The 22,606-nt window shown below is 69.7% G+C and carries 18 protein-coding genes and 1 riboswitch; of the genes, 11 read left to right on the top strand and 7 right to left on the bottom strand.

Annotated features, from left to right (window positions below; genetic code table 11):
* Positions 1-3 precede the first annotated feature (3 nt).
* From BLQ43_RS02325 to BLQ43_RS02305, 5 genes are read left to right on the top strand one after another with little or no spacing between them, the layout of a single operon-like run.
* The gene (locus BLQ43_RS02325) at positions 4-1,449 is read left to right on the top strand and encodes a sigma-54-dependent transcriptional regulator (protein ID WP_090018492.1); all 1,446 of its coding nucleotides are present in this window, start codon (positions 4-6) and stop codon (positions 1,447-1,449) included.
* 60 nt (positions 1,450-1,509) lie between these two features.
* On the top strand, positions 1,510-3,639 hold the full coding sequence (flhA, locus tag BLQ43_RS02320) for a flagellar biosynthesis protein FlhA (protein WP_090018491.1): 2,130 nt from the start codon (positions 1,510-1,512) through the stop codon (positions 3,637-3,639).
* A 22-nt stretch (positions 3,640-3,661) separates the two neighbouring features.
* Positions 3,662-4,642, top strand: a complete 981-nt coding sequence (locus BLQ43_RS02315) for a flagellar biosynthesis protein FlhF (RefSeq protein ID WP_090018490.1) — start codon at positions 3,662-3,664, stop codon at positions 4,640-4,642.
* Positions 4,639-5,433: a MinD/ParA family protein gene (locus BLQ43_RS02310; protein WP_090018489.1), complete on the top strand. Its 795-nt coding sequence runs from the start codon at positions 4,639-4,641 to the stop codon at positions 5,431-5,433. The genes BLQ43_RS02315 and BLQ43_RS02310 overlap by 4 nt, the downstream gene beginning before the upstream one ends.
* The gene (locus BLQ43_RS02305) at positions 5,430-6,452 is read left to right on the top strand and encodes a hypothetical protein (protein ID WP_090018488.1); all 1,023 of its coding nucleotides are present in this window, start codon (positions 5,430-5,432) and stop codon (positions 6,450-6,452) included. Before BLQ43_RS02310 ends, BLQ43_RS02305 begins: the two co-directional genes overlap by 4 nt.
* Before the next feature lie 10 nt (positions 6,453-6,462).
* Here BLQ43_RS02305 and BLQ43_RS02300 read toward each other — a convergent pair whose 3' ends face one another.
* Both BLQ43_RS02300 and fliI read right to left on the bottom strand, forming a co-directional pair.
* Positions 6,463-6,882, bottom strand: coding sequence for a flagellar export protein FliJ (locus tag BLQ43_RS02300; protein WP_090018487.1), 420 nt, complete (start codon positions 6,880-6,882; stop codon positions 6,463-6,465).
* A gap of 106 nt (positions 6,883-6,988) precedes the next feature.
* Positions 6,989-8,455 carry a flagellar protein export ATPase FliI gene (fliI, locus tag BLQ43_RS02295; RefSeq protein WP_281217554.1) on the bottom strand — a complete coding sequence of 489 codons (1,467 nt, stop codon included), beginning with the start codon at positions 8,453-8,455 and terminating at the stop codon, positions 6,989-6,991.
* A gap of 235 nt (positions 8,456-8,690) precedes the next feature.
* A riboswitch (cobalamin riboswitch) is annotated at positions 8,691-8,913 on the top strand.
* Between the two features lie 223 nt (positions 8,914-9,136).
* Here fliI and BLQ43_RS02290 point away from each other — a divergent pair.
* From BLQ43_RS02290 to ctrA, 5 genes are all read left to right on the top strand, one after another.
* Entirely contained in the window at positions 9,137-11,101 is a 1,965-nt protein-coding gene (locus BLQ43_RS02290) for a TonB-dependent receptor plug domain-containing protein (protein ID WP_090018485.1), read from the top strand.
* Positions 11,102-11,187: 86 nt separating this feature from the next.
* A complete protein-coding gene (locus BLQ43_RS02285; RefSeq protein ID WP_176758473.1) occupies positions 11,188-11,958 on the top strand; it encodes an ABC transporter substrate-binding protein in 771 nt (256 codons plus the stop codon).
* A 1-nt stretch (position 11,959) separates the two neighbouring features.
* A complete protein-coding gene (locus tag BLQ43_RS02280; RefSeq protein ID WP_090018483.1) occupies positions 11,960-12,955 on the top strand; it encodes a FecCD family ABC transporter permease in 996 nt (331 codons plus the stop codon).
* Positions 12,952-13,764 (top strand): ABC transporter ATP-binding protein, encoded by an 813-nt coding sequence (locus BLQ43_RS02275; RefSeq protein ID WP_245659415.1) that lies wholly within the window; start codon positions 12,952-12,954, stop codon positions 13,762-13,764. Before BLQ43_RS02280 ends, BLQ43_RS02275 begins: the two co-directional genes overlap by 4 nt.
* 142 nt (positions 13,765-13,906) lie before the next feature.
* Entirely contained in the window at positions 13,907-14,668 is a 762-nt protein-coding gene (gene ctrA / locus BLQ43_RS02270; protein ID WP_090018482.1) for a response regulator transcription factor CtrA, read from the top strand.
* Positions 14,669-14,733: 65 nt separating this feature from the next.
* On the opposite strand, the gene BLQ43_RS02265 is transcribed toward ctrA, so the two are convergent.
* Genes BLQ43_RS02265 through BLQ43_RS02245 form a run of 5 tightly spaced genes read right to left on the bottom strand, consistent with a single transcriptional unit; the run spans position 14,734 to position 20,594 of the window.
* Positions 14,734-15,588 (bottom strand): CheR family methyltransferase, encoded by an 855-nt coding sequence (locus tag BLQ43_RS02265; protein ID WP_090018481.1) that lies wholly within the window; start codon positions 15,586-15,588, stop codon positions 14,734-14,736.
* Positions 15,585-16,799 carry a protein-glutamate methylesterase/protein-glutamine glutaminase gene (locus BLQ43_RS02260; protein ID WP_218119089.1) on the bottom strand — a complete coding sequence of 405 codons (1,215 nt, stop codon included), beginning with the start codon at positions 16,797-16,799 and terminating at the stop codon, positions 15,585-15,587. Before BLQ43_RS02260 ends, BLQ43_RS02265 begins: the two co-directional genes overlap by 4 nt.
* Before the next feature lies 1 nt (position 16,800).
* Positions 16,801-17,166, bottom strand: coding sequence for a response regulator (locus BLQ43_RS02255; protein ID WP_090018480.1), 366 nt, complete (start codon positions 17,164-17,166; stop codon positions 16,801-16,803).
* A gap of 12 nt (positions 17,167-17,178) precedes the next feature.
* On the bottom strand, positions 17,179-17,694 hold the full coding sequence (locus BLQ43_RS02250; RefSeq protein WP_090018479.1) for a chemotaxis protein CheW: 516 nt from the start codon (positions 17,692-17,694) through the stop codon (positions 17,179-17,181).
* Positions 17,691-20,594: a hybrid sensor histidine kinase/response regulator gene (locus tag BLQ43_RS02245; protein ID WP_090018478.1), complete on the bottom strand. Its 2,904-nt coding sequence runs from the start codon at positions 20,592-20,594 to the stop codon at positions 17,691-17,693. Before BLQ43_RS02245 ends, BLQ43_RS02250 begins: the two co-directional genes overlap by 4 nt.
* A 251-nt stretch (positions 20,595-20,845) precedes the next feature.
* Between BLQ43_RS02245 and BLQ43_RS02240 the strand changes: the two genes are divergently transcribed.
* Complete coding sequence (locus BLQ43_RS02240) at positions 20,846-22,573, top strand: ABC transporter permease (RefSeq protein ID WP_090018477.1); 1,728 nt, start codon at positions 20,846-20,848, stop codon at positions 22,571-22,573.
* Positions 22,574-22,606 lie beyond the last annotated feature (33 nt).

Raw genomic sequence — 22,606 nt, 5'->3', positions numbered from 1 at the left:
GCCATGCGACTGCTGATCGTCGGATCGCTCGAAGGCCACATCGCCACGGCCGGCCAGATCGCGCTCGACAAGGGCGCGAAGGTGGCGCACGTCGACGACGTGCCGGCCGCGCTGGACGCGCTGCGCAAGGGCCAGGGCGCGGATCTGGTCATGGCGGACGCCGCGCTCGACATCTCGGAGCTGACGGAGGCGCTGAAAAGCGAGCGCATCTCGGTACAGGTCGTCGCTTGCGGCATCGGCAACGACAGCCAGCGGGCGGTCCAGGCGATCAAGGCGGGGGCGAAGGAATACGTGCCGCTGCCGCCGGACCCGGAGATGATCGGCGCCGTGCTGGCGGCGGTGGCGGAGGAGACGACCTCCTTCCTCACCCACGACCCCAACATGGTGAAGGTTCTGCGCCTGGGCGAGCGCGTGGCCCCGGCCGACGCCAGCATCCTCATCACCGGCGAGAGCGGCACCGGCAAGGAGGTCATGGCGCGCCACGTCCACGCCAAGTCGAAGCGCGCGGACAAGCCCTTCATCTCCATCAACTGCGCGGCCATCCCGGAAAACCTGCTGGAAAGCGAACTCTTCGGGCACGAGAAGGGCGCCTTCACCGGCGCCGTCAGCCGGCGCATCGGCAAGTTCGAGGAGGCCCACGGCGGCACCTTGCTGCTCGACGAGGTGTCCGAGATGGACCCGCGCCTGCAGGCCAAGCTGCTGCGCGCGATTCAGGAGGGCGAGATCGACCGCGTCGGCGGCAACAAGCCGGTCAAGGTCAACATCCGCCTGATCGCCACGACGAACCGCGACCTGGAAGAAGCGGTGCGTCAGGGCGAGTTCCGCGAGGACCTCTACTTCCGCCTCAACGTGGTGACGCTGGACCTGCCGCCCCTGCGCGAGCGCCCGCAGGACATCGAGCTGCTGGCGCGGCACTTCATCGAGAAATACGCCGCCGCCAACGACCTGCCCGAGCCGGAGCTGGCGGAGAGCGCGCGCGAGGCCATGCGCGAGCACGACTGGCCCGGCAACGTGCGCGAGCTGGAAAACGCCATGCACCGCGCCGTGCTGCTGGCACAGGACGACCAAATCACCGAGGACTGCGTCATGCTCAAGCCGCGGCGCGAGCGCGAAAGCACCGACACGGCCAGTGCCGCGGCCGAGCAGCCCGCCAGCCAGCAGGGCGACGACGACGCCGGGGCCAACGCGGTCGCGGCGGCCGGCGGCGGCGCAGCGGCAAACGCGGACGACGGCGAAGACGGCGACGTTCGCGGGCTCGTTGGCCGCACGGTGGCCGACGTCGAGCGCGACCTCATCCTGAACACCCTGGAGCACTGCCTGGGGAACCGCACGCACGCGGCCAACATCCTGGGCATCTCCATCCGCACGCTGCGCAACAAGCTGAAGGCGTACAGCGAGGAGGGTGTGAAGGTTCCCTCGCCCAACGAAGCCGACCGGGCCTCGGCCTAAGGTCGAGCGCCGCCCGGCGCACCCTTCTGACCGCGCACGCACCGGCAGCGAACGGGGATCATGGCGGAGCAAGGCACCGGCCAGACGGGCACCCTCGCCAATCTGCTTCAGCCGAAGACGCTGCTGGACACCCTGCGCCGCAGCGACATCGCGCTGGGGCTCGGGGTGGTGGCGATCCTCGTCATCCTCATCATCCCGCTGCCGCCGTGGCTGTTGGACATCGCGCTGGCGCTGTCCTTCACCTTCGCGGTGCTGGTGCTGATGACCTCGCTGTTCATCGAAAAGGCGTTGGATTTCAGCGCCTTTCCCACGGTGCTGCTGATTGCGACGCTGCTCAGACTGTCGCTGAACCTGGCGTCCACCAGGCTGATTCTGAGCAACGGCAACGAGGGCACCGACGCCGCCGGCGAGGTCATCCAGGCCTTCGGCGGCTTCATCATGCAGGGCAACTTCGTGATCGGGATCATCGTGTTCGCGATCCTGGTGATCGTGAACTTCATCGTGATCACGAAGGGCGCGGGCCGCATCGCCGAGGTCACGGCGCGCTTCTCCCTGGACTCCATGCCCGGCAAGCAGATGGCGATCGACGCCGACCTGTCCTCCGGGCTGATCGACGAGCAGGAGGCCAAGCGCCGGCGCCAGGAGCTGGAGGACGAAAGCAACTTCTTCGGCGCCATGGACGGTGCCGCCAAGTTCGTGCGCGGCGACGCCATCGCCGGCCTGCTGATCACCTTCATCAACGTGATCGGCGGCATGATCATCGGCATGGCGCAGCAGAACATGGCCTTCACCGAGGCCGCGCAGACCTACACGCTGCTGACGGTCGGCGACGGGCTGGTGACGCAGATCCCGGCCCTGGTGGTGTCCACCGGCGCGGGCCTCTTGATCTCCAAGTCCACGGAGAAGGGCTCGGCCGACAAGGCGCTGTTCGGCCAGCTCGGCGGGCATCCGCGCGCGCTGGGCGTGGCCGCCTTCCTCACGGCGCTCCTGGCGCTGCTGCCCGGCCTGCCCTTCATCCCCTTCATGCTGCTGTCCGCCGGCGCCGGGACGCTGGCGTTCTTCAGCTACAAGCGCCAGCAAGAAACGACGGAAGCCGCCGGCACCGCCGGCGAGCAGGGCCAGGTGCCCGCGGAAAGCGGCGGCCAGGAAGGCCAGGGCGAGGAGTCGATCGCCGACGCGCTGGCCATCGACCAGGTGCGCCTGGAGATGGGCTACGGCCTGCTGACGATGGTGAACCGCGAGGGCGCGCGCCTGACAGAGCAGATCCGCGCCCTGCGCAAGCAGCTGGCCCAGGAGATGGGCTTCGTCCTGCCCTCGGTTCGTATTCAGGACAACCTGCAGCTGCCGGCGAACACCTACGTCATCCGCATCAAGGAGATCGAGGCGGCGCGCGGGGACATGCAGCCCAATCAGTTGCTGGTGATGGACCCCGGCGGCAAGGAGATCCCGCTGGAGGGCCAGAAAACGACGGAGCCGACCTTCGGCCTGCCCGCCATGTGGGTGGAGGAGTCCCAGCGCGAGGAAGCGCTCTTCCGCGGCTACACCGTCGTCGACCCGCCCACGGTCATCACCACCCACCTGACCGAGGTGGTGAAGGACAACATGGCCGAGCTGCTGTCCTACGCGGAGACGCAGAAGCTGCTGGACGAACTGGACCGGGACCAGCAGAAGCTGGTCAACGACCTCATCCCCAGCAGCATAAGTGTGGGCGGCCTGCAGCGCGTGCTCCAGAACCTGCTGTCGGAGCGCGTGTCCATCCGCGACCTGCCCTCCATCCTGGAGGCCGTCGCCGAGGCCACCGGCTATACGCGCAACATCAACATGATCACCGAGCACGTGCGCTCGCGCCTGGGCCGGCAGATCTGCAACGACCACACCAGCGAACAGGGCTACATCCCGATCATTACGCTGTCGCCGCAGTGGGAGCAGGCTTTCGCGGAATCCATCGTCGGCGACGGCGAGGACAAGCAACTGTCCATGGCGCCGTCCAAGCTCCAAGATTTTATTAACCAGTTGAAGCAAACATTCGAGCGGCAGGCCATGATGGGCGAGCTGCCGGTGCTGCTGACGAGCCCCGGCATCCGGTCCTATGTTCGCTCGATCGTGGAGCGCTTCCGCCCGCAGACGGCGGTGCTGTCGCAGAACGAGATCCACCCGAGGGCCCGGATCAAGACGCTGGGACAGATCTGATGGCAGGTAAGGCCTGACGCCCATGCGCCTGAAGACGTTCACAGCCGAATCCCTGCCCGCGGCCATGGAGCTGGTGCGGGAGCGTCTGGGCGACGACGCCGTCATCCTGTCGTCCCAGCCGGACCCCGACGGCGGCGGCTTCCGGGTCACCGCGGCGCTGGAAGGCGAGCAGGCCCAGACGGGCTTCTTCGACGGCGAAGCGGGGCTGGAAGCCTTCAACATCCTCTCGGAAACGCTGGACTACCACCGCGTTCCCACCGAGCTGATGGACGCCCTGCTCGACCACTGCGGGCGCACGCACGCCAACTCCCCGACGGAGGCGCTGGCGGAAGCGATCGCCACGGAGATGAGCTTCACCCCGCCGCCGCAAAAGCCCATGAAGACGCCGCTGCTGCTCATGGGGCCGCCGGGCGCGGGCAAGACCGCCACGGCGGCCAAGCTCGCCGCTCAGGTGCGCGTGCGCGGCGGCGGCGCCACGATGATCACGATGGACACCGGCAAGGCGGGCAGCCTGTCGCAGATCCAGGCCTTCGCGGAGGCCCTGGGCGCCCGCCTGAAGCAGGCGCACGACGCCGACTCGCTCAAGAAGGCGCTCCAGGGGGCGGGGCGGAACCACTTCGTGGTGATCGACGCCATCGGCGCCGGCCCCTTCGACCATGACTCCATGCAGGAGCTGGAGGAGTGGCTGGGGGTCAGCGGCGCCACGGGCGTGCTGGTCAAGCAGGCCGGCACCGACCCGGTCGAGGCCGTGGAGACCGCCCTGGCCTACGCGGATCTGGGCGTCTTCTACTACATTCCGACGAAGACCGACGCCACGCGGCGGTTGGGCGATGTGCTCAGCGCGGCCCACAGTGCCCGGCTCACGCTGATGGGCATGGGGGTGGCCCCCACGATCGGGGCCGGCCTGCGCGCTGTGGACGCACACCATCTGGCGAGGATGCTTCTGCCCGAAGACGTCGCCGCCGAGGAGGACGCCATCTCCGGCAATGGAGCCAGCGCATGACGGAGACCCCTGCAGCCCAAGCCACGAAGGCAGCCCACAGCCCGGCCGGCAACAACGTTGTCGCCGTGGCGTCGGGCAAGGGCGGCGTTGGCAAGACGTGGTTCGCGATCACCCTGGCCCACGCCATCGCCCGCTCGGGCAAGCGCAGCCTACTGTTCGACGGTGACCTCGGGCTGGCGAACGTGGACGTGCAGCTCGGGCTCAACCCCGAGAAGGACCTCAGCCGCGTGCTCACCGGGCGGCAGCCCATCACCCAGGCCGTGCAGGCCGTGACCGCGGGCGGCTTCGACGTCATCGCCGGCCGCTCCGGCTCGGGCACGCTGGCGTCGATGGCGCCGGGCCAGCTCGACACCCTGGGCCGCTCGCTGACCGACATCGCCCCGCGCTACGACCGCGTCATCCTGGACCTGGGCGCGGGCGTGGACCGCACCGTGCGCTCGCTGACGGGCCGCGCCGGGACGCTGATCGTGGTCATCACCGAGGAGCCCACGGCGCTCACCGACGCCTACGCTTTCATCAAGCTCACCAAGCGCCGCCGGCCCGACGTGGACGTGAAGATCGTGGTCAACCTGGCGTCCTCGCAGAAGCAGGGCGAGCAGATCTTCGGCGCGCTGCGCAAGGTGTGCGACAGCTTCCTCAACGTGCAGCCCGAGTTGCTGGGGGTGATCCGCCGGGATGCCTGGGTGCGCGATTCCATCAAGCGCCAGAGCCTGATCTTCGAGCGCCAGCCCAACGCCGCGGCGGCGAGCGACGTGGAAACCATCGTCAACCGCCTGCAGGACGAGGCGTGACCGGCCGCATCCTGCCGCCCATCCCCGGCACGGCCACGATCGACTCCCTCCCCGTGGCCGCATCGGCGCGCGTAACCGCCGACGTCCCCGAAGCCCCGCAGGAGCTGCGCAGCGCCCCCACGGGCCGCACGGTCGAGGGCACCGTTCTGGGCCGCAACAACCAGGGGCACCTCCTCGTGCGCACCCAGGCGGGCGTGGTCAACCTCGCCACGCGCTACGACCCGCCGCCGGGGACGCAGGTGATGCTGCGCCTCATCACCAACGGCGCCACGTTGCAGGCCCGCATCACCGCGATGACGACGCCGACGCAGGCGGCGCTCCTGGCCGCCTCGCGCGCGGGTGGGCAGCCGCCCGCGCAGAACCTGCTGGACGCGGCCAGCCTGACGCGCATCTGGCCGGCCCTCGACCGCGCGCTGGCGACGCCGGAGACCGCCCGCACCCTCAGCGGGGCGCGCACAAAGGGGAGTTCCGCGATCCCCACCGCCGGCACCGGCATGGCGGGCGGGCTCGCAGCCTTCCTGCAAGCGCTGTCCGCGGGCGAGGTTCGCGACTGGCTGGGATCGGCGCTGGACCGGCTCGCGCAGGCGGACGGGACGCTCGCCCGGCAGCTGGAGCGGGACTTCGGCCAGCTCAGCCAGCTCGCCCGCGAGCCCCAGGGCGACTGGCGGGTGTTCGCCTTCCCCGTGGCGGCGGAGACCGGGGTGCACCAGATGCGCCTCTTCGTGCGCGAGCACGACGGCGAGCACCCGCTGCCGGAGACCACCCATCACTTCATTGTCGAGGGCGAACTGCCCGCGCTGGGCGAATTCCAGCTCGACGGCCTGATTCAACCGGGCCGTTTCGACATGATTCTGCGCACACGCGCGGCCCTGGCGGATTCCGTCCAGTCGGACCTGACGGCGATCGCGGCGGAAGCGCGGCGCACGGCGCGCCTGGACGGCAGCTTCCAGCTCGCGGCGGGGCCGGACTGGCGGATGATGGCGGTCCCCGGCCAGGGCGGCGCCAGCATCGAGGTGTGACGCGACGGGTTCAGCCGCTGTTGTTGCGCTGGTGCAGCTGCAGGCCAATTTCGTCCATCTGCTTTTCCTCGGCCTTTTTCAGGCGCTCGGTCTCGCGCTGATCCTGGTTGGCCTTTGCCATCTCGTACTTCTTCAGCTCGCGGAAGGCCTCCGCGACCTCCTCGCGCGCGCTTTCGATCTCGCTCTGGACGTTGGCGATGGATTGCTCCAGCCGGCCGCGGCGCTCCATTTCCGCCTTGATGTAGGCCGAATAGGTTTCGCGGGCGCTGGGGTCCTCCTGCACCACGCGCTGTTCGTGCGCGATGGTGTCGTCCAGCTTGCGCAGGTCGTCGCGCAGGCGATCCGCGAGGCGCTCCAGATCGCCGAGTTTCTGGCGCTTTTCATCCAGATGCCAGCGGCTGATGCGGACGAGTTCGCTGAGCGCCGTCATGCGGCGTGCCCTCCTGGCAGCAGCCCGCGCGATTCGCGCGGTCCCGCGCGCCGGATCGCCCGGACCCGATGCGCTTGGGCCTGAACGGCCCGGGCGCTTCGATCAATCACCCCTGACGATCGCGTCGGCGCGCCTTCCGGCCACCACCCTGCGCGGCGCCCTGCTGGCCGGCCTGGCCGCCGCCCGCGGGCTGGCCGGCGCCGCCGGAATCGTTCGGGTCGTTCTTGGCGTCACCCCACGGCATGTCGAGCGCGCGCGCCAGCATGGCGTAGCCGTCGTCCAGACTCGTGCGCTCCTGCTTGTCCTGGTGGAGGAAGGACTCGATGCGGTCGACGTACTGGATGGCCTCGTCGACCTTGGGGTCGGAGCCCTTCTTGTAGGCGCCGATGCGGATCAGCTCGCCCATGTCCTCGTAGGTCGACAGCAGGCGCCGCGCGCGCTGGACCAGGTCCGTCTGCTCCTGGGTGTTGCAGGCCGGCATCGTGCGCGAGATGGAGCGCAGCACGTTGATCGCGGGATAGCGCCCGCGCTCGGCGATCTGGCGGTCCAGCACGATGTGGCCGTCGAGGATGCCGCGCACGGCGTCGGCGATGGGCTCGCTGTGGTCGTCGCCCTCGACCAGCACGGTGAACAGCCCGGTGATGTCGCCCGCCGTGGCGCTTGTGCCCGGCCCCGCGCGCTCCAGCACCTGCGGCAGCTCGCCGAAGACGGAGGGTGTGTAGCCCTTGCTCGCGGGCGGCTCCCCCGCCGCGAGCCCGATCTCGCGCAGGGCCATGGCGAAGCGCGTCACCGAGTCCAGCATGCACAGCACTTCGCCGCTGTGGTCGCGGAAGTACTCGGCGAGCGCCAACGTCATGTAGACGGCCTGGCGGCGCATCGGCGGCGGCTCGTCCGAGGTCGCGACCACGACCACCGAGCGCGCCAGCCCCTCGGGACCGAGTTCGTCCTCCAGCCACTCCTGAACCTCGCGCCCGCGCTCACCGATCAGGCCGATGACGTTCACATCGGCCTCGGTGTAGCGCGCCATCATCGACAGCGTGACCGACTTGCCCACGCCGGAGCCGGCGAAAATGCCCATTCGCTGCCCGCGGCAGCAGCTCAGGAAGGTGTTGATCGCGCGCACGCCCAGGTCGAGCTTGCCGCCCACGCGCCGGCGGCCGTGCGCCGAGGGCGGCTGCGCGCGCAGGGGATAACTCTCCCGGCCCTGCGGCAGCGGGCCCTTGCCGTCCACCGGCTCGCCGAGCGCGTTGACCACGCGCCCCAGCCAGGCATTGGTCGGGCGCACCGTGGGCTCGGCGGTGCTCAACTCCGCGGCGCAGCCCAGGCTGACGCCCTCGAGCGCACCGAAGGGCAACAGCAGCGCCCGGCCCTCGCGGAAGCCCACGGCCTCGCACGGCACGCGCCGGTTGTCGCGCGTCAGGATGTCGACGCGCCCGCCGATGGAGAGCACGCGCTCCAGCCCCGCGACCTCGACCAGCATGCCCAGCACCGAAGTCACGCGGCCGTAAAGCCGCTCGGCGGGCAGATGGTCCACGTCGTCGAGGAAGGTCTTGAGTGCGGAAGCTTCGCTCACGCCGTCCACTCGCCTGTCGTTGGTCGGCGCGCCGTCGCGCCGTGGGCACTGTGGGATCGCGCCTTTTAAGGTTGGGTTAAACCGCGAAACCGGCAGCCCGGCGAATTCTTGGCGGACACTCAGGGGTTTGCGCGCCATGCGACCACGCGCCGCGCGTTCCCCCTTGCGCACGGGACGGCGGCGTGGTCGGCTCGCGCGTGCACGGGTGGTTCCCCGTCCCGGCGACGGGGAGCGGCGCTGCGGCCTCTTAGGAGGTGGCGGCGTGAAGAGGGAACGCGGTGAGGCCCCGCGATGGGCCGAGTCCGCGGCTGCCCCCGCAACTGTGAGCGGCGAGCCGGCGCTCATGCCAGGGCCACTGGATCGCCCGCGATCCGGGAAGGCCGAGCGCCCCGGTGCACGGCACCGGGCTACGGCGACGACCCGCGAGCCAGGAGACCTGCCACCCGAGCGTCACCAAGCCCGGCGGACGGGGGTCGATCCACCGGGGCGGCGTTTTCGCTGGGGTGATGCACGATCACTTGGGGCTGTCGCGGCGCTCGGCAAGCACCGCCGGCGCCGGCCGCGCGCGTCGATCCACCGCGCGCGGTGTCCCGTTCGTGCCGCCGGTTCGCGCTGCGCCATCCCGCCCGATCGTGCCGCCGTTTGCCGGGGCGTGCGCACACCGAGCGGGAGGCTCACCCCATGCGATTCCAGTCCCGGCAGGTCCACGGCCTGCCCCTCACGGCCGCCGCGGCCGGCGTTGCCCTGACGGCCACGGCCCTTTCGCCCGACCCGGCTGCGGCCCAGGAGCAGCTTCAAGAAATCGTGGTCACGCCCACGCGCACCCCGACAAGCATCGAGCGTGTCGGCACCTCGGTTAGCGTCATCGACCGCCGGACCATCGAAGACCGGCAGTACCGTACGGTCGGCGAGGCGCTGCGCAGCGTCCCCGGCCTGCGCATGGTGCAACAGGGGCCACGCGGCACGGCGACATCGATCTTCATGCGCGGCGCCAACTCCAACCAGACGCTGGTGCTGCTGGACGGTCAGCGCATCGCCGACCCGAGCACACCCGCCGGCGCGTTCGACTTCGGCGGGCTGACGACCGAAAACGTCCAGCGCATCGAGGTGGTGCGCGGCGCGCAGAGTTCGCTCTACGGCAGCGGCGCCATCGGCGGCGTCGTCAACATTATCACGCGCGAGGCCAAGCAAGACGGCGTGCGCGGCGGCATCCGCGCCGAGGCCGGCACGCGCGAAACCATCGACGGCAGCGCCGAGCTGCGCGGCCGCTCGGGTGAGGTTTCCTTCGCCGCCACGCTCAGCGGCGTGGACACCGACGGCGACACCGTCACCCCGGCCCGCCTGCGCCCGGGCGGCGCCGGCAGCGAGGACGACGGCCACCGCCAGGTGAAGGGCACCGCGCGCCTGGGCGTGGACCTGACCGAGCGGCTGGAGCTGTCGATCTACGGTGAAATCTCCGACTCCCGCACGGAGCTGGACACCAGCCCCGAAGATCCCAACAGCGAGGGCGAAACGCGGCGCTACATCACCAATGCCGAACTCGCGGGGAGCTTCTGGGACGGTCGCTACCGGCCCACGGTGCGTGTGAGCTACAGCGACTTCACGCGCGACGACACCAACCGGCCGGACGCGCTGAGCCAGACCGAAACGGATACCCGCAACGAGGGCAGCCGCGCCGGCCTCAGTCTGGAAAACGAACTGGACGTGCACGCCGACCACACCCTCGTCTTCGGTGCGTCGGTGCGCGAGGAAAGCTTCGAGGCGAGCGGCTTCCGCGACTTCGGCGGCTTGCGGCAGACGCTTCAGTCCGACGCCGACGCCACCACCGCCGCCGCCTACGTGCAGGACGTGTTCCAGCTCACCGAGCGGCTGTCGGGGACCGTGGGCGTGCGCTTCGACAAGCCCGAGGACTTCGACGGCCAGGCCACCTGGCACCTCGCGCCCAGCTACACCATTCCGGCGACCGGCACGCGGCTGAAGGCCAGCGTGGGCACCGGCTTCAAGACGCCGTCGCTGTTCCAGCGCTTCGGCTTCACGCCCACCAACACCGGCACGGCGTTCCGCGGCAACCCGAACCTGGATGCCGAGGAGAGCTTTTCCTGGGAGATCGGCGTCGAACAACGCGTCTTGGACGAGCGCGTGCGGGCCGGCGTCACCTACTTCCAAAGCGACGTGGACGACGGCGTGGTGACCGTCTTCGACGCCAACTTCAACTCCACCACGGTGAACAACGAGGACCTGGACATCCAGGGCGTGGAAAGCTTCCTCGCCGTCACGCCCGTGCCGGCGCTCAACGTGCGCGTGGACCACACCTACCTCGACGCGGAAAACGCGGACACGGGCCAGCGCCTCGTCCGACGGCCGCGCCACAAGTTGAACCTCGAAGCGCGCTGGCAGCCGGGCGCGCGCTGGACGCTGACGGGCGGCCTGCGGGCGATCGCCGGCGGCACGGACATCGGCTTCACCGGCGGGCGCGTGGACCTGGACGACCACGTCGTCGCGCGCGCGGCGGCCCGCTACCGCCTGAACGACCGCGTGGCGCTGACGGCGCGCGTGGAGAACCTGACCGACACCGACTACGAGGTCGCCGACGGCTTCAAGGGCCCCGGCGTGGAAGGCTTCGTCGGCACCCGCGTGAGCTTCTGACCGCGATGACCCGCGCCCGGCGCACAGCGGCAGCCTTGCTGCTGACCCTGACGGTTGCCACGGCGGCCCCGGCGGGATCGCCCGCCGTGGCTGCGCCGGGACGCGTGGTCTCGCTCAACCTGTGCACCGACCTGCTGGCGTTGCGCCTGCTGCCGCGCGAGCGCATCGCCTCGGTGTCGGCGCTGGCGGCGGATGCGGGGTATTCGCCCATGGCCGAACGGGCCCAGGGCATCCCCGTGAACCACGGCCGGGCCGAGGAAGTGCTGCGCTTCGAGCCGGATCTGGTCCTTGCTGGCGCGTTCCGGCAGCGCAGCACGGTGCGCCTGCTGCGGCGGCTTGGCCACGAGGTGGTGACGCTGGCGCCGCCCCGAAGCATCGAAGACGTGCGCCGCCAGATCCGGCGCGTTGCCAAGGTGCTGGACGTTCGCCCGCGCGGCGAGGCCATGATCCGGCGCTTCGACGCACGGATCGCGCATGCAAGCCCGGCGACCGCCGCAGCCGGGGCGACAGCGGCGATCTACCAGCCCAACGGCGTGACCGTGGGTGCGAACCAACTGCCCCACGCCGCCCTGAAGGCGGCCGGCTTGACGAACGTGGCCGCCGAGATGGGCCTGGACGGCATGGTGCCCTTGTCCCTGGAAAAGCTGGTCACGGCCGAGCCAGATGTCCTGGTGTTGCCGGCATCGGCGCAGAACGCGGCCTCGCAGGCGGCGGCGGTGCTCGACCACCCCGCTCTTCGGGCCGTGCGCGCGCGGGCGCGCGTTGTGCGTATCCCTCGGCGGCTGTGGACCTGCGGCGGGCCGCAGCTCGCCGAGGCCGTAACGCGCCTCGCCCGCGCCCGGCGGGAGGTTCCCTAGCATGGCCGACCGCGCGCGCATCCTGCTCCCCTTGCTGGCGGTCGGCACCATGCTGGCGCTGGCGGGCTCCCTGCTGATCGGGCCGGCCGGGCTGATGCCGCGCGCGGTGCTGGGCGCGCTGGTGGACGCCGATGCCGGGACGGCGGCCGTGGTGGTGCGGGAGATCCGCCTGCCGCGCACGCTGCTGGCGGCGGCCATCGGGGCGACGCTCGGACTGTCGGGGGCGGCGCTCCAGGGCTACCTGCGCAACCCGCTCGCCGAGCCGGGGCTGATCGGCGTCTCCGGCGCGGCGGCCCTGGGGGCGGTGCTGACGCTCTACACCGGGGCCGCGGCGGCGTTCGCGCTGGCCCTGCCCCTGGGCGGGATCGCCGGGGCGATCGCGGCGGTGCTGCTGGTGCTGCTGCTTGCGGGGCGCCACGCTGACACCCTGACGCTGATCCTGGCGGGTGTGGCCGTGACCTCGCTGGCGGCGGCGCTGACCTCGCTGGCGCTCAATCTGGCGCCGAGCCCCTACGCGGCGCTGGAGATCGTGTTCTGGCTGCTTGGCTCGCTCTCCGGCCGCTCGATGGAGCACGTCGCCCTCGCCCTGCCCTTCATGGCCGTCGGCTGGGCGCTGCTGGCGAGCGTGGGTCGGGCGCTGGACGCCCTGGCCCTTGGCGAAGAGGCGGCGCAGAGTCTGGGCTTCCACCTGGCCGGCGTGCGCGTGCGCCTCGTGCTCGGCACGGCGCTTTCGGTGGGCGCGGCGACGGCCGTGGCCGGCACGATCGGCTTCGTCGGGCTGGTGGTGCCCCACGCGCTGCGCCCGCTCGTCGGCCACCGCCCCCGCGCACTGCTGCCCGTGAGCGCGCTGGGCGGCGCGCTGCTGCTGGTGCTGGCGGACATCCTGGTGCGCGCGGTGACGCCGACGAACGAACTCAAGCTGGGCGTGGTGACGGCGTTAATCGGCGCGCCCTTCTTCTTCGCCCTGGTGATCCGAACGCGGCGGGGGCTGGCGTGAACGGACGGCACCACACCGGCGAAGGGCTCGCGGCGCGCGGGCTGACGGTCGATCTCGGGGGCCGGCGTGTGCTCACCGGGGTCGATTGCGCCCTGGCCCGCAGCGAGATGGTGGGCCTCATCGGGCCCAACGGCGCGGGCAAGACCACGCTGCTGCGCGCGCTGGCGGGGCTGATCGCCCCCACCGCTGGTGAGGTCGTGCTGGACGGCCGCCCTGTGCGGCGGATGGACCGGCGGCGGCTGGCGGCGCAGCTGGCGCATCTGGCGCAGGGCGAACGCCCGCACTGGCCCATGGCCGTGCGCGAGCTGGTGTGGCTGGGCCGCGCCCCGCATCGCCGCGCCTTCGGCCGCGTGACGGCCGACGACCGAGCCGCCGTGGCGCGGGCAATGGCCGCAACGGGAACCGATGCGCTGGCGGACCGGCCGGCGAGCGACCTCAGCGCCGGGGAAACGGCGCGCGTGCTGCTGGCGCGCGCGCTCGCGGGGGAGCCGGACTGGCTGCTGGCGGACGAGCCGGTCGCGGGACTCGACCCCTACCACCAGCTCGACGTCATGGCGAAGCTGCACGGCCTGGCGGCGAGCGGGCGCACGGTCGCGGCGGTGCTGCACGACCTGACGCTGGCGGCCCGCTTCTGCGACCGCGTGATCGTGCTCACGGACGGGCGCATCGCCGCGTCCGGCCCGCCGCGCGAGATCCTCACCGACGCCCGCCTGCGCGCGGTCTACGGCGTGCGCGCGGTCACCGGGGAGCAGCACGGCGAGCCCTTCGTGCTGCCCTGGGCGCGCGCGGACCTGGGCACCCCCTGTTAATTCCCGTAAAAGGCCGAGAAAACGCGAAGAAGTCGGGACTTGATGAAAAAGCTGTTTGTAAACCAGACGTTAATGCGGCATACTCCTTACGGTTAACACAGCGGCGTTTACCACGCCGGCGCGATCGAACGGGGGAGCCACGATGCGAGTCCTCCTCGTGGAAGACGACAGCGCCATGGCGCAGAGCATCGAAACGATGCTCCGTTCGGAAAACTACATCTGCGACACCACGGACATGGGCGAGGACGGTCTGGAGATCGGCAAGCTCTACGACTACGACATCATCGTCCTCGACCTCATGCTGCCCGACATCGACGGCTACGAGGTGCTGCGCCGCATGCGCGCCTCGCGCATCCAGACGCCCATCCTGATTCTCTCCGGCCTTTCGGGCATGGACGAGAAGATCAAGGGCCTGGGCTTCGGCGCCGACGACTACCTCACCAAGCCGTTCGACAAGCGCGAGCTGGTCGCCCGCATCCAGGCCATCGTTCGCCGCTCGCGCGGCCACTCCGATTCCGTCATCCAGACCGGCAAGCTGAAGGTGAACCTGGACGCCCGCACCGTGGAGGTGGACGGGCAGCCGCTTCACCTCACCGGCAAGGAATACGGCATCCTGGAGCTGCTCTCGCTGCGCAAGGGCACCACGCTGACCAAGGAGATGTTCCTGAACCATCTCTACGGCGGCATGGACGAGCCCGAGTTGAAGATCATCGACGTCTTCGTCTGCAAGCTGCGCAAGAAGCTGGCGAACGCGACCGGCGGCGAGAACTACATCGAGACGGTCTGGGGCCGCGGCTATATGCTGCGCGATCCCGAGGAAGCTGAAGCTGGTTCGGATGTGACGGAAGAGGACGCCGCGCCCGCCGACCAAGCTCCCGCGCGCGTCAGCCCTGAGGCGGTGTGATCCCGGCGACGGGGCCTGAGCCCCCTCGCCGCGTCGGGTCAGGCCGCGTTGTCGCGCGCTTGCGCTTACCGCCCCGGCGCCGCGGCTTTCTTCTGCGCTGACGTGGGCGCGAAAAGCCCGCGATAGCCGGAGACGGCCTGGAATTTGTCGGTCAGGCCCAGCACCGTCTCGGCGCCGCCCAACGTCAGATAGCCGTCCGATGCCAAGACTTCCGAGATGTTGTCCAGCACCTGCCGCTTGGTGTCCTGGTTGAAGTAGATGAGGACGTTGCGGCAGAAGACGATGTCGAACTTGCCGAGCGGCCGGGCGCTGTCCAAGAGGTTGTGCGCGCGGAAGGTCACCATGTCGCGGATGTCGCGCTTGATCCGCCAGCGGTCGCCTTCCTGCTCGAAGTACTTGGCGAGGTACTGGATGGGCAGGCCGCGCTGCACCTCGAACTGGGTGTAAACGCCGTCCTGCGCCCGGTTCATGATCTGCTTCGACAGGTCCGTGGCCAGGATGTCGAAGCGCCAGCCGCTCACCTTCGCCCCCAGCTCTCGGATCGCCATGGCGAGCGAATACGGCTCCTGGCCGCTGGAGCACGCTGCCGACCAGATGCGGATGCGGCGCGTATCGGCCCGCGCCTTCATCAGGTTGGGCAACATGACGTCGCGGAACTGGTCGAAGGGCGTCTGGTCGCGGAAGAAGAAGGACTCGTTGGTGGTCATGGCCTCGACCACCGCCGAGAGCAGTTCCTGGCTCGCCCCGCTCCCCGTTCGGCGGACCAGCGCGCGCACCAAGTCGGTGGGACTGTTGAATCCCCAGCTGCGGGCGACCGGCGCCAAGCGGCTTTCCGCCAGGTACTCCTTGTCCCGGCCGAGCACGATGCCCGTGCGGTCCTTCAGCAACTCGGCGAGACGGCTGAACTCTTCGGGGTTCATGCGGCCGACCTCATCGCGATCTTGCGCATGTGATCGGCGATCTCCCCGAGGGGGAGCACAGCCGAACACAGCCCAGCCTTTGCCACTGCGCCCGGCATGCCCCACACAACCGAGCTTTCCTCGTCCTGCGCGATGACTTGGCCGCCGGCCTGCACGACCGTCTGGCAGCCGTAGTAGCCGTCGTGTCCCATGCCGGTGAGGATCACGGTGAGGAGCCGCCCGCCGAAGACGGTCGCCAGACTGCGCAGCATCGGGTCCACCGAAGGCTTGCAGAAGTTTTCCGGCGGGTCGTCGGAGAGTTTCAGGTGCAGGCCGTCACTGCCGCGCTCCACGACCATGTGCGAGCCGCCCGGCGCGACGTGCACGCGCCCGCCGACGAGGGACTCGCCCCCGGCAACCTCGATCGCGTCCAGCTTCGTCTGCCGCTTGATGTGATCGGCCAGCAGCGCCGTGAAGGTCTTGGGCATGTGCTGCGTGACCAGAATCGGCTGGCGCACCGGCCCCAACTCCGTCAGCACCTGGAACAGCGCCTGCGGCCCGCCCGTCGACGAGCCGATCGCGATCACCTCGGGTGTCTGGTTGCTGGCGGCGCGCTTCTGCACCGTGGCCGGCGCGGCGCTGGCGGCCGGCGCGCTCGCGGGCTTGTCCCGGCCGGTGCGCGCGGCCGTGCTCGACCCGACCGACGCTCGGTCTGTGGCCGGTCCCGGGCGCTCGCGCGCGCTCGCGCCGCCGGCCTTGCCGCCGCCCGCGCTGCGGCGGCGCGCGGCCCCCAGCGTCTTGACCTTGCTGCGCAACTCCTCCTGGAACTCGTCGGCCGTGTGCAGGCCGCTGTTCCCCGGCTTGGTGACGTAATCCGCGGCGCCCGCGCGCAGCGCCTTCAGCGAGATGTCGGCATTGGACTTCGTCAGCGTGGAGGAGACGAGAACCTGAACGTCGCCCTGCTTTTCCAGCAGCTTCGGCAGCGCCGTCAGCCCGTCCATCACGGGCATTTCGATGTCGAGCACGACCACGTCGACGGGCGCGTGGCGATCCAGTTGACTGATGGCGCGCTGGCCGTCGCCGACGGACGAGACGATCTGGATATCGTTGTCGCGCTCCAGAAAGCGCGTGGTCATGCCGCGAACGACGGCGGAGTCGTCCACGACCATAACACGATAAGGGTCGTTGCCCGCGGCGCCGCCGCGTGCCTCGCCGCGTGTCGACCGGCTCATCTCAGAGCAATCCCACCTGTTCGAATTTCGATTGGACGACGTCGCTGTCGAACGGCTTCATGATGTATTCGTTCGCACCCGCGCCCAGGGCTTCCTGAATGTGCTGCATGTCCGTTTCCGTCGTGCAGAACACGACGATCGGCCCGTCACCGCCATCCATTTGACGCAGGGCGCGGAGAAACTCGATACCCGACATGACCGGCATGTTCCAGTCGAGCAGGACAGCGTCCGGCAGCCCGCGCTGGCAGATCTCAAGGGCCTCCTGCCCGTCGCTCGCCTCCCAGATCTCGAACTCAAGGCCTTCGAGGATCTTGCGGGCGACGGAGCGGACGACCTGGGAGTCGTCGACAACCAAGACTCGTTTCATCGGACACCCGGGCTAAGCGGCCTGCGATACCTCGTAATCGAGCAGCCGTTCCACATCCAGCACGACCATGAGTTTCTCGTTGCGCCGGTAGATACCGGCCGAGAACTCGCGGATCTTCTGATCCAGCGTGGGCGGATTCCGGTCGAACGTGGTCGGATCGATGCTGTACACGTCCCCGACATCGTCCACCATCAGGCTGTAGAGTTCCCCGCCGTGGTCCACCACGAGCGACATGTCATCGCTGCGGCGCTCGCGCGGGGGCAGCCCCAGGCGCAGGCGCACGTCGATGGCCGTCACGATGCGCCCGCGCAGGTTGAGCACGCCGGCGATTTCCTTGGGCGCCAACGGTATCCGCGTGATCGTGCCGCCGGAGAGCACGTCCTGCACCTGCTTCACCGGGATGCCGAAAAGCTGGTCGGCGATCGTGAAGGTGACGTAGTCCGTGGCGTTTTCCGAGTTGTGCACGCGCGCCAGCGCCGTGTGCTCGGACCCGGCCGCCGCGTTCGTGTCGTCGCCTGCCTCGGTCATGCGGCCCCCCGCTGAGGTAGCTTTTCCTCGTTCAGAATCTCGCGCAGCGTATCAAGCAAGGTCTCGCGGTCGAACTTGGCCACATAGTCGCGGAAGCCCGCGGCGCGGCCGCGCTCCATGTCCTGCGGCTCGGCGTAGGAGGACAGCGCGATCATGGGCGTGCTGGCCCAGTCCGTCTGGTTCTGCACGTACTCGGCGAACTCGTACCCGCTCATGCCGGACATCTCGATATCCGAGATGATGACGTCGTACATCCGGCCTTCGTTGTGCAGCTCCAGGGCGCGCTCGGCGCTTTCCGCCGAGGTGACGTCGTAGCCGGCTGTATCCAGCACAGGCACGAGCATGTTGCGGAAGAAGGGGCTGTCGTCGACGAACAGCACCCGCCGTCCCAGGCCCCGCCGGCTCTGGCCACGGCGCTCCTCGCCGCGGAACCAGTCCGGATAGGCCTTGGTCAGGTAGTAGCCGGTATCGATGATGTCCGTGGCCTTGCCGGCGATGACCGCGCTGCCCAGGAATCCGGCCCGCTCGCCGCTCAGCTCGATATTCATGCTCTCCTGAACGATGTCGACGATCTCGTCCACGACCAGACCCATGGAACGGTTCTGGTCGGTGAAGACCAGCACGGGCTGCTTGCCCTGGCTTTCCAGGCCCTTGGCGCCGTCCATCAGGATCAGCGGCATCAGCTTCCCGCGGTACTGGATCACGCGCTGGCCGTTGGAGACCTCGACGTTCTCCAGGTCGATTTCCTCCAGGCGCGACACGAGGCCGAGCGGGACGGCCTTGGGCGCGTCGTCCACGGCACGGAAGATCAGCATGGACACGGCCTCGTCCTCGCTGACGGCACGCTCCTCCTCGCCCATGTCCTGGCCTTCGGAGACGGTGATCTCGCCACTCGCCTGGGCGATGCCGTTCGGGTCCAGGATCATGACGACGCGGCCGTCGCCCAGGATGGTGTTGCCCGAGAACAGCGGAATGTTGCGCAGGATGCGGGCAACCGGCTTCACCACGATTTCCTCGGTGTCGTAGACCTGATCCACGATGATGCCGAAGTGGTAGGTCCCCACCTGGCTGACGACGATGAAACCGTCGCGCTCCTCGCTCTGAGGATCGCCACTCTGTGTCGCCGTTTCCTGGCCCGCGCCGGCGGGGGATTCCAGCTGCGGCTGCTGGTCCTCGCCGTCGAGGCGCAGCAATTGGCGCAGGTTGATCAGCGGCAGCAGCCGGTCGCGCAGGCGCAGCACCGGCGTGTCCTTGATGCGTTCGATGGACTTCTCGCTGTCGCCCTTGGCGCGCACCAGCTCCTTCACGGAAAGCTGCGGGATGGCAAAGCGCTCGCCGCCGCATTCCACGATCAGCGCCGAGGCGATCGCCAGGGTCAGCGGGATCTTCACCGTGAACTTGCTGCCGCGCCCCAGCTTCGAGGACAGCTCGATGGTGCCGCCGATTTCCTCGATGTTGTTGCGCACGACGTCCATGCCGACGCCACGGCCGGACACGGCCGTGACCGCCGCTGCGGTGGAGAAGCCCGGCTTGAAGATGAACTGAAGGATCTGCTGCTCGGTCAGGTTGGCGCAGTCGGCCTCGGTCGTGAGGCCGTTGCGGATGGCCTTGTCCTTGATCTTCTCCGGGTCGAGCCCCTTTCCGTCGTCGGCGATCTCGATGATGATGTGACCGCCCTCGTGGTAGGCGTTGAGGGCGATCGTGCCGACCTCGGGCTTGCCCGCCTCGCGGCGCTCGTCCGGCGTTTCCAGGCCGTGGTCGCAGGAGTTGCGCACCATGTGGGTGAGCGGATCCTTGATCAGCTCGAGCACCTGACGGTCGAGCTCGGTGTCCTCACCCTTCTTCTTCAGCTCGATCTTCTTGCCCAGATCGGCGGAAAGGTCGCGCACGATGCGCGGCAGCTTCGACCATGCGTTGTCGATCGGCTGCATGCGCGTCTTCATGACGCCTTCCTGCAGCTCGGACACGACGTGATTGAGCCGCTGCAGCGGCGCGGCGAACTCGCTTTCGTTGTACTGGCGCAGGATCTGCAGAAGCTGGTTGCGGTTGAGCACCAGCTCCGAAACCGTGGTCATGAGGCTTTCCAGCAGGTCGACGCTGACGCGGATCGACTGCGGGCCGCTGTGGCCGCCGCCACCGCCGCCGCCCTGACGGCCACTGTCACCGCCGGACTTGCCGCCGCCTTGGCCGCTGCCGCCGCCCTGGCCGCCGCCACCGCTGCTGGCCGCCGGGGGCTGGCTCTCGCTCGTGGTTGCTGGCTGGGTCTGCGACGCCGGCGCGGGTGGCCCGCTGCTTTCCGGCTGGCTCTCCGAGTCCCCGGCGGGCGCGTCACCCTCGCCGCCCTGACCGGCATCCCCGGATTCCGCGGCGTCGGACTCGGCCTCGGCTTCGCTCGAGTCTTCGGCCTCCATGGCGGCCATGGCCGCCGCCATGTCGTCCTCTTCCGCGCCGGCGCCGGACTCCGCCTCGGCTTCGCCGCCGGCGGCCGCCTCGCCGCCGCTGTCGCCGGTATCCCCGGCTTCCGCCTTCTCGATCAGGGCGTTGAGCCGATTGATCAGCTCGGTGTCGTCGCCTTCCGGCTCTTCGCCGTTTTCCTCGAGCGCGCCGACGATGTCGCGAATGCGGTCGAGACATTCCAGGACGATGGAAACGCGGTCCTGGTTGATCTCCAGCTCGCCGTCGCGAACCTTGCCCAGGACAGTTTCGCCCGAGTGCGCCACCGCCTCAAGCCGCGGGAGCCCCAGGAACCCGCAAGTCCCCTTGATGGTGTGCATGACACGGAAAATGTTGTGCAGCAGATCCGGATTGTTCGGATTCTGCTCCAGGGTCACGATCTCCGTGTCGAGGACCTGAAGGCTTTCGTTCGTTTCCGTCAGGAACTCGCTGAGCAGGTCGTCCATCGATGCCCTCGATCGTGGCTTGGTCCTGCGCCAGCCGCAGGCGTCCCGCCCGGCGCAATGGTCGCTCGCCAATCAGCCTGACACGCTTCGATTAAAACTCCGTTGATTTCGCGGCCCGCTGACGCGCTCCGGCCGAGGCGATGCATGGGGTTGCGACCGCGCGCCGCTGCCAGACGAAATTGCGAGCCATTTGCATTCACAGACGGCGTTTCCAACTTTAAGAGTCGGCCCGACACGAACGGCAGGCGCGCATGACCGAAAGCACCTTCGACAGCTCCTGGGCCGCGGGCGAGCCGGCCGACCTTTCGCAGGTTCCGCAGCGGCGCGGCGGGCGCTCGCGCGGCAGCCGGGCGACGGCCGTGCTGGGCTGGGCGTCCGTGCTGATCGCGGCGGTGCTGAGCATCCCGGTGATCACGGTGGTCGCCCAGCTCGTGCTGCCCACGGACTCCGAGGTCTGGGGCCACCTCGTTCAGACGGTGCTGCCGCGCTATCTGTTGAACACGCTGTGGCTGGTGCTGGGCGTGGGGATCGGCGCGCCCGTGATCGGCACGCTCACGGCGTGGCTGGTGACGATGTACCGCTTCCCCGGCCGGCCGATCTTCGAGTGGGCGCTGATCCTGCCGCTCGCGGTGCCCGCCTACGTCATGGCCTACGCCTACACCGACTTCCTCCAGGTCACGGGGCCGGTGCAGACGGCGCTGCGCACACTGTTCGAGCTGGAAGCCGGGGCGATGTGGTTCCCGCAGGTGCGCTCGCTGCCGGGGGCCATCGCCATGATGACCTTCGTGCTCTACCCCTACGTCTACCTGCTGGCGCGCGCCTCCTTCCTGGAGCAGTCGGTGTGCGCGCTGGAGGTGGGGCGCACGCTGGGCTACGGGCCGTGGCGCAACTTCCTGCGCGTGGCGCTGCCGCTGGCGCGGCCGTCGATCGCGGGCGGCACCGCCCTCGTGCTGATGGAGGCGCTGTCGGACTTCGGCACGGTGAGCTACTTCGGTGTGCAGACCTTCACCACCGGCATCGTGCGTGTGTGGTCGTCGTTCGGCGATCCGGTCGCGGCCTCGCAGCTCGCGGCCCTGCTGCTGGCCGTGGTGTTCGCCGTGCTGCTGCTGGAGCGCCTGAGCCGCGGGCGGGCGCGCTACCACCACACCTCCGCGCGCTACCGCCGGCTGCCACGCACGACGCTGTCGCCCGGGAAGCAGGCGCTGGCCACGCTGGCGTGCGCGCTGCCCATCTTGGCGGGCTTCCTCCTGCCTGCAGGCATCCTGCTGGGCATGGCGATCACTGCGGCACAGCGCTCCTATTCCCTGAACTTCCTGGAGATGGCCGGGAATTCCTTTTCCCTGGCGGCGGTGACGGCGGTGCTGGCGGTGGTGCTGGCGACCGTGATGGTCTACGGCCGCCGGCTGCGGCCGGGCCGCGCCAGCCTGCTGGCGAACCGCGTGGCGGGGCTGGGCTACGCCGTGCCGGGGACGGTCATCGCCATCGGCGTGCTCGTGCCCTTCACCGCCGCGGAGAACGCGGTGGACGCGTGGCTGCGCGCCAACCTGGGCGTCTCCACCGGCCTGCTGCTGACGGGGACGATCGCGGCGCTGGTGTTCGCCTACCTCGTGCGCTTCCTGGCCGTGGCGCTCAACACCATGGAAGCGAGCCTCGCGCGCGTCCGCCCGACCATGGAAGACGCGGCGCGCACCCTGGGGCACGGGCCGACGAGCACGCTGCTGCGCGTGCACGCGCCGCTGGTGTCCGGCTCCATGCTGACAGCGGGACTGCTGGTGTTCGTGGACGTGCTCAAGGAACTGCCGGCAACGCTGGTGCTGCGGCCTTTCAACTACGATACCCTTGCCGTTCAGGCCTTCAACCTGGCCTCCGACGAGCGCCTGACCGAGGCGGCGACCCCGGCGCTGACGATCGTGGCCGTCGGCATCCTGCCGGTGATCATCCTGTCCAAGACGATCGCCCGTTCACGGCCCGGCGCCTGACGCGCGCACGAAAAACCCCGCGCCGGGCGAACC

It is taken from the genome of Limimonas halophila (genome assembly GCF_900100655.1).
In the GTDB taxonomy this organism is placed as follows: Bacteria; Pseudomonadota; Alphaproteobacteria; order Kiloniellales; family Rhodovibrionaceae; genus Limimonas; species Limimonas halophila.
This window is presented reverse-complemented; position numbering and strand designations above follow the sequence as displayed.

Excerpts from the sequence above, each read along its gene's own strand:
- BLQ43_RS02290 (WP_090018485.1), top strand. The coding sequence starts at position 9,137 with ATGCGATTCCAGTCCCGGCAGGTCCACGGCCTGCCCCTCACGGCCGCC.
- BLQ43_RS02325 (WP_090018492.1), top strand. The coding sequence starts at position 4 with ATGCGACTGCTGATCGTCGGATCGCTCGAAGGCCACATCGCCACGGCC.
- BLQ43_RS02315 (WP_090018490.1), top strand. The coding sequence starts at position 3,662 with ATGCGCCTGAAGACGTTCACAGCCGAATCCCTGCCCGCGGCCATGGAG.
- BLQ43_RS02240 (WP_090018477.1), top strand. The coding sequence starts at position 20,846 with ATGACCGAAAGCACCTTCGACAGCTCCTGGGCCGCGGGCGAGCCGGCC.
- BLQ43_RS02310 (WP_090018489.1), top strand. The coding sequence starts at position 4,639 with ATGACGGAGACCCCTGCAGCCCAAGCCACGAAGGCAGCCCACAGCCCG.
- BLQ43_RS02260 (WP_218119089.1), bottom strand. The coding sequence starts at position 16,799 with ATGAGCCGGTCGACACGCGGCGAGGCACGCGGCGGCGCCGCGGGCAAC.
- BLQ43_RS02300 (WP_090018487.1), bottom strand. The coding sequence starts at position 6,882 with ATGACGGCGCTCAGCGAACTCGTCCGCATCAGCCGCTGGCATCTGGAT.
- BLQ43_RS02265 (WP_090018481.1), bottom strand. The coding sequence starts at position 15,588 with ATGAACCCCGAAGAGTTCAGCCGTCTCGCCGAGTTGCTGAAGGACCGC.
- flhA (WP_090018491.1), top strand. The coding sequence starts at position 1,510 with ATGGCGGAGCAAGGCACCGGCCAGACGGGCACCCTCGCCAATCTGCTT.
- ctrA (WP_090018482.1), top strand. The coding sequence starts at position 13,907 with ATGCGAGTCCTCCTCGTGGAAGACGACAGCGCCATGGCGCAGAGCATC.
- BLQ43_RS02250 (WP_090018479.1), bottom strand. The coding sequence starts at position 17,694 with ATGACCGAGGCAGGCGACGACACGAACGCGGCGGCCGGGTCCGAGCAC.
- BLQ43_RS02255 (WP_090018480.1), bottom strand. The coding sequence starts at position 17,166 with ATGAAACGAGTCTTGGTTGTCGACGACTCCCAGGTCGTCCGCTCCGTC.
- BLQ43_RS02280 (WP_090018483.1), top strand. The coding sequence starts at position 11,960 with ATGGCCGACCGCGCGCGCATCCTGCTCCCCTTGCTGGCGGTCGGCACC.
- BLQ43_RS02245 (WP_090018478.1), bottom strand. The coding sequence starts at position 20,594 with ATGGACGACCTGCTCAGCGAGTTCCTGACGGAAACGAACGAAAGCCTT.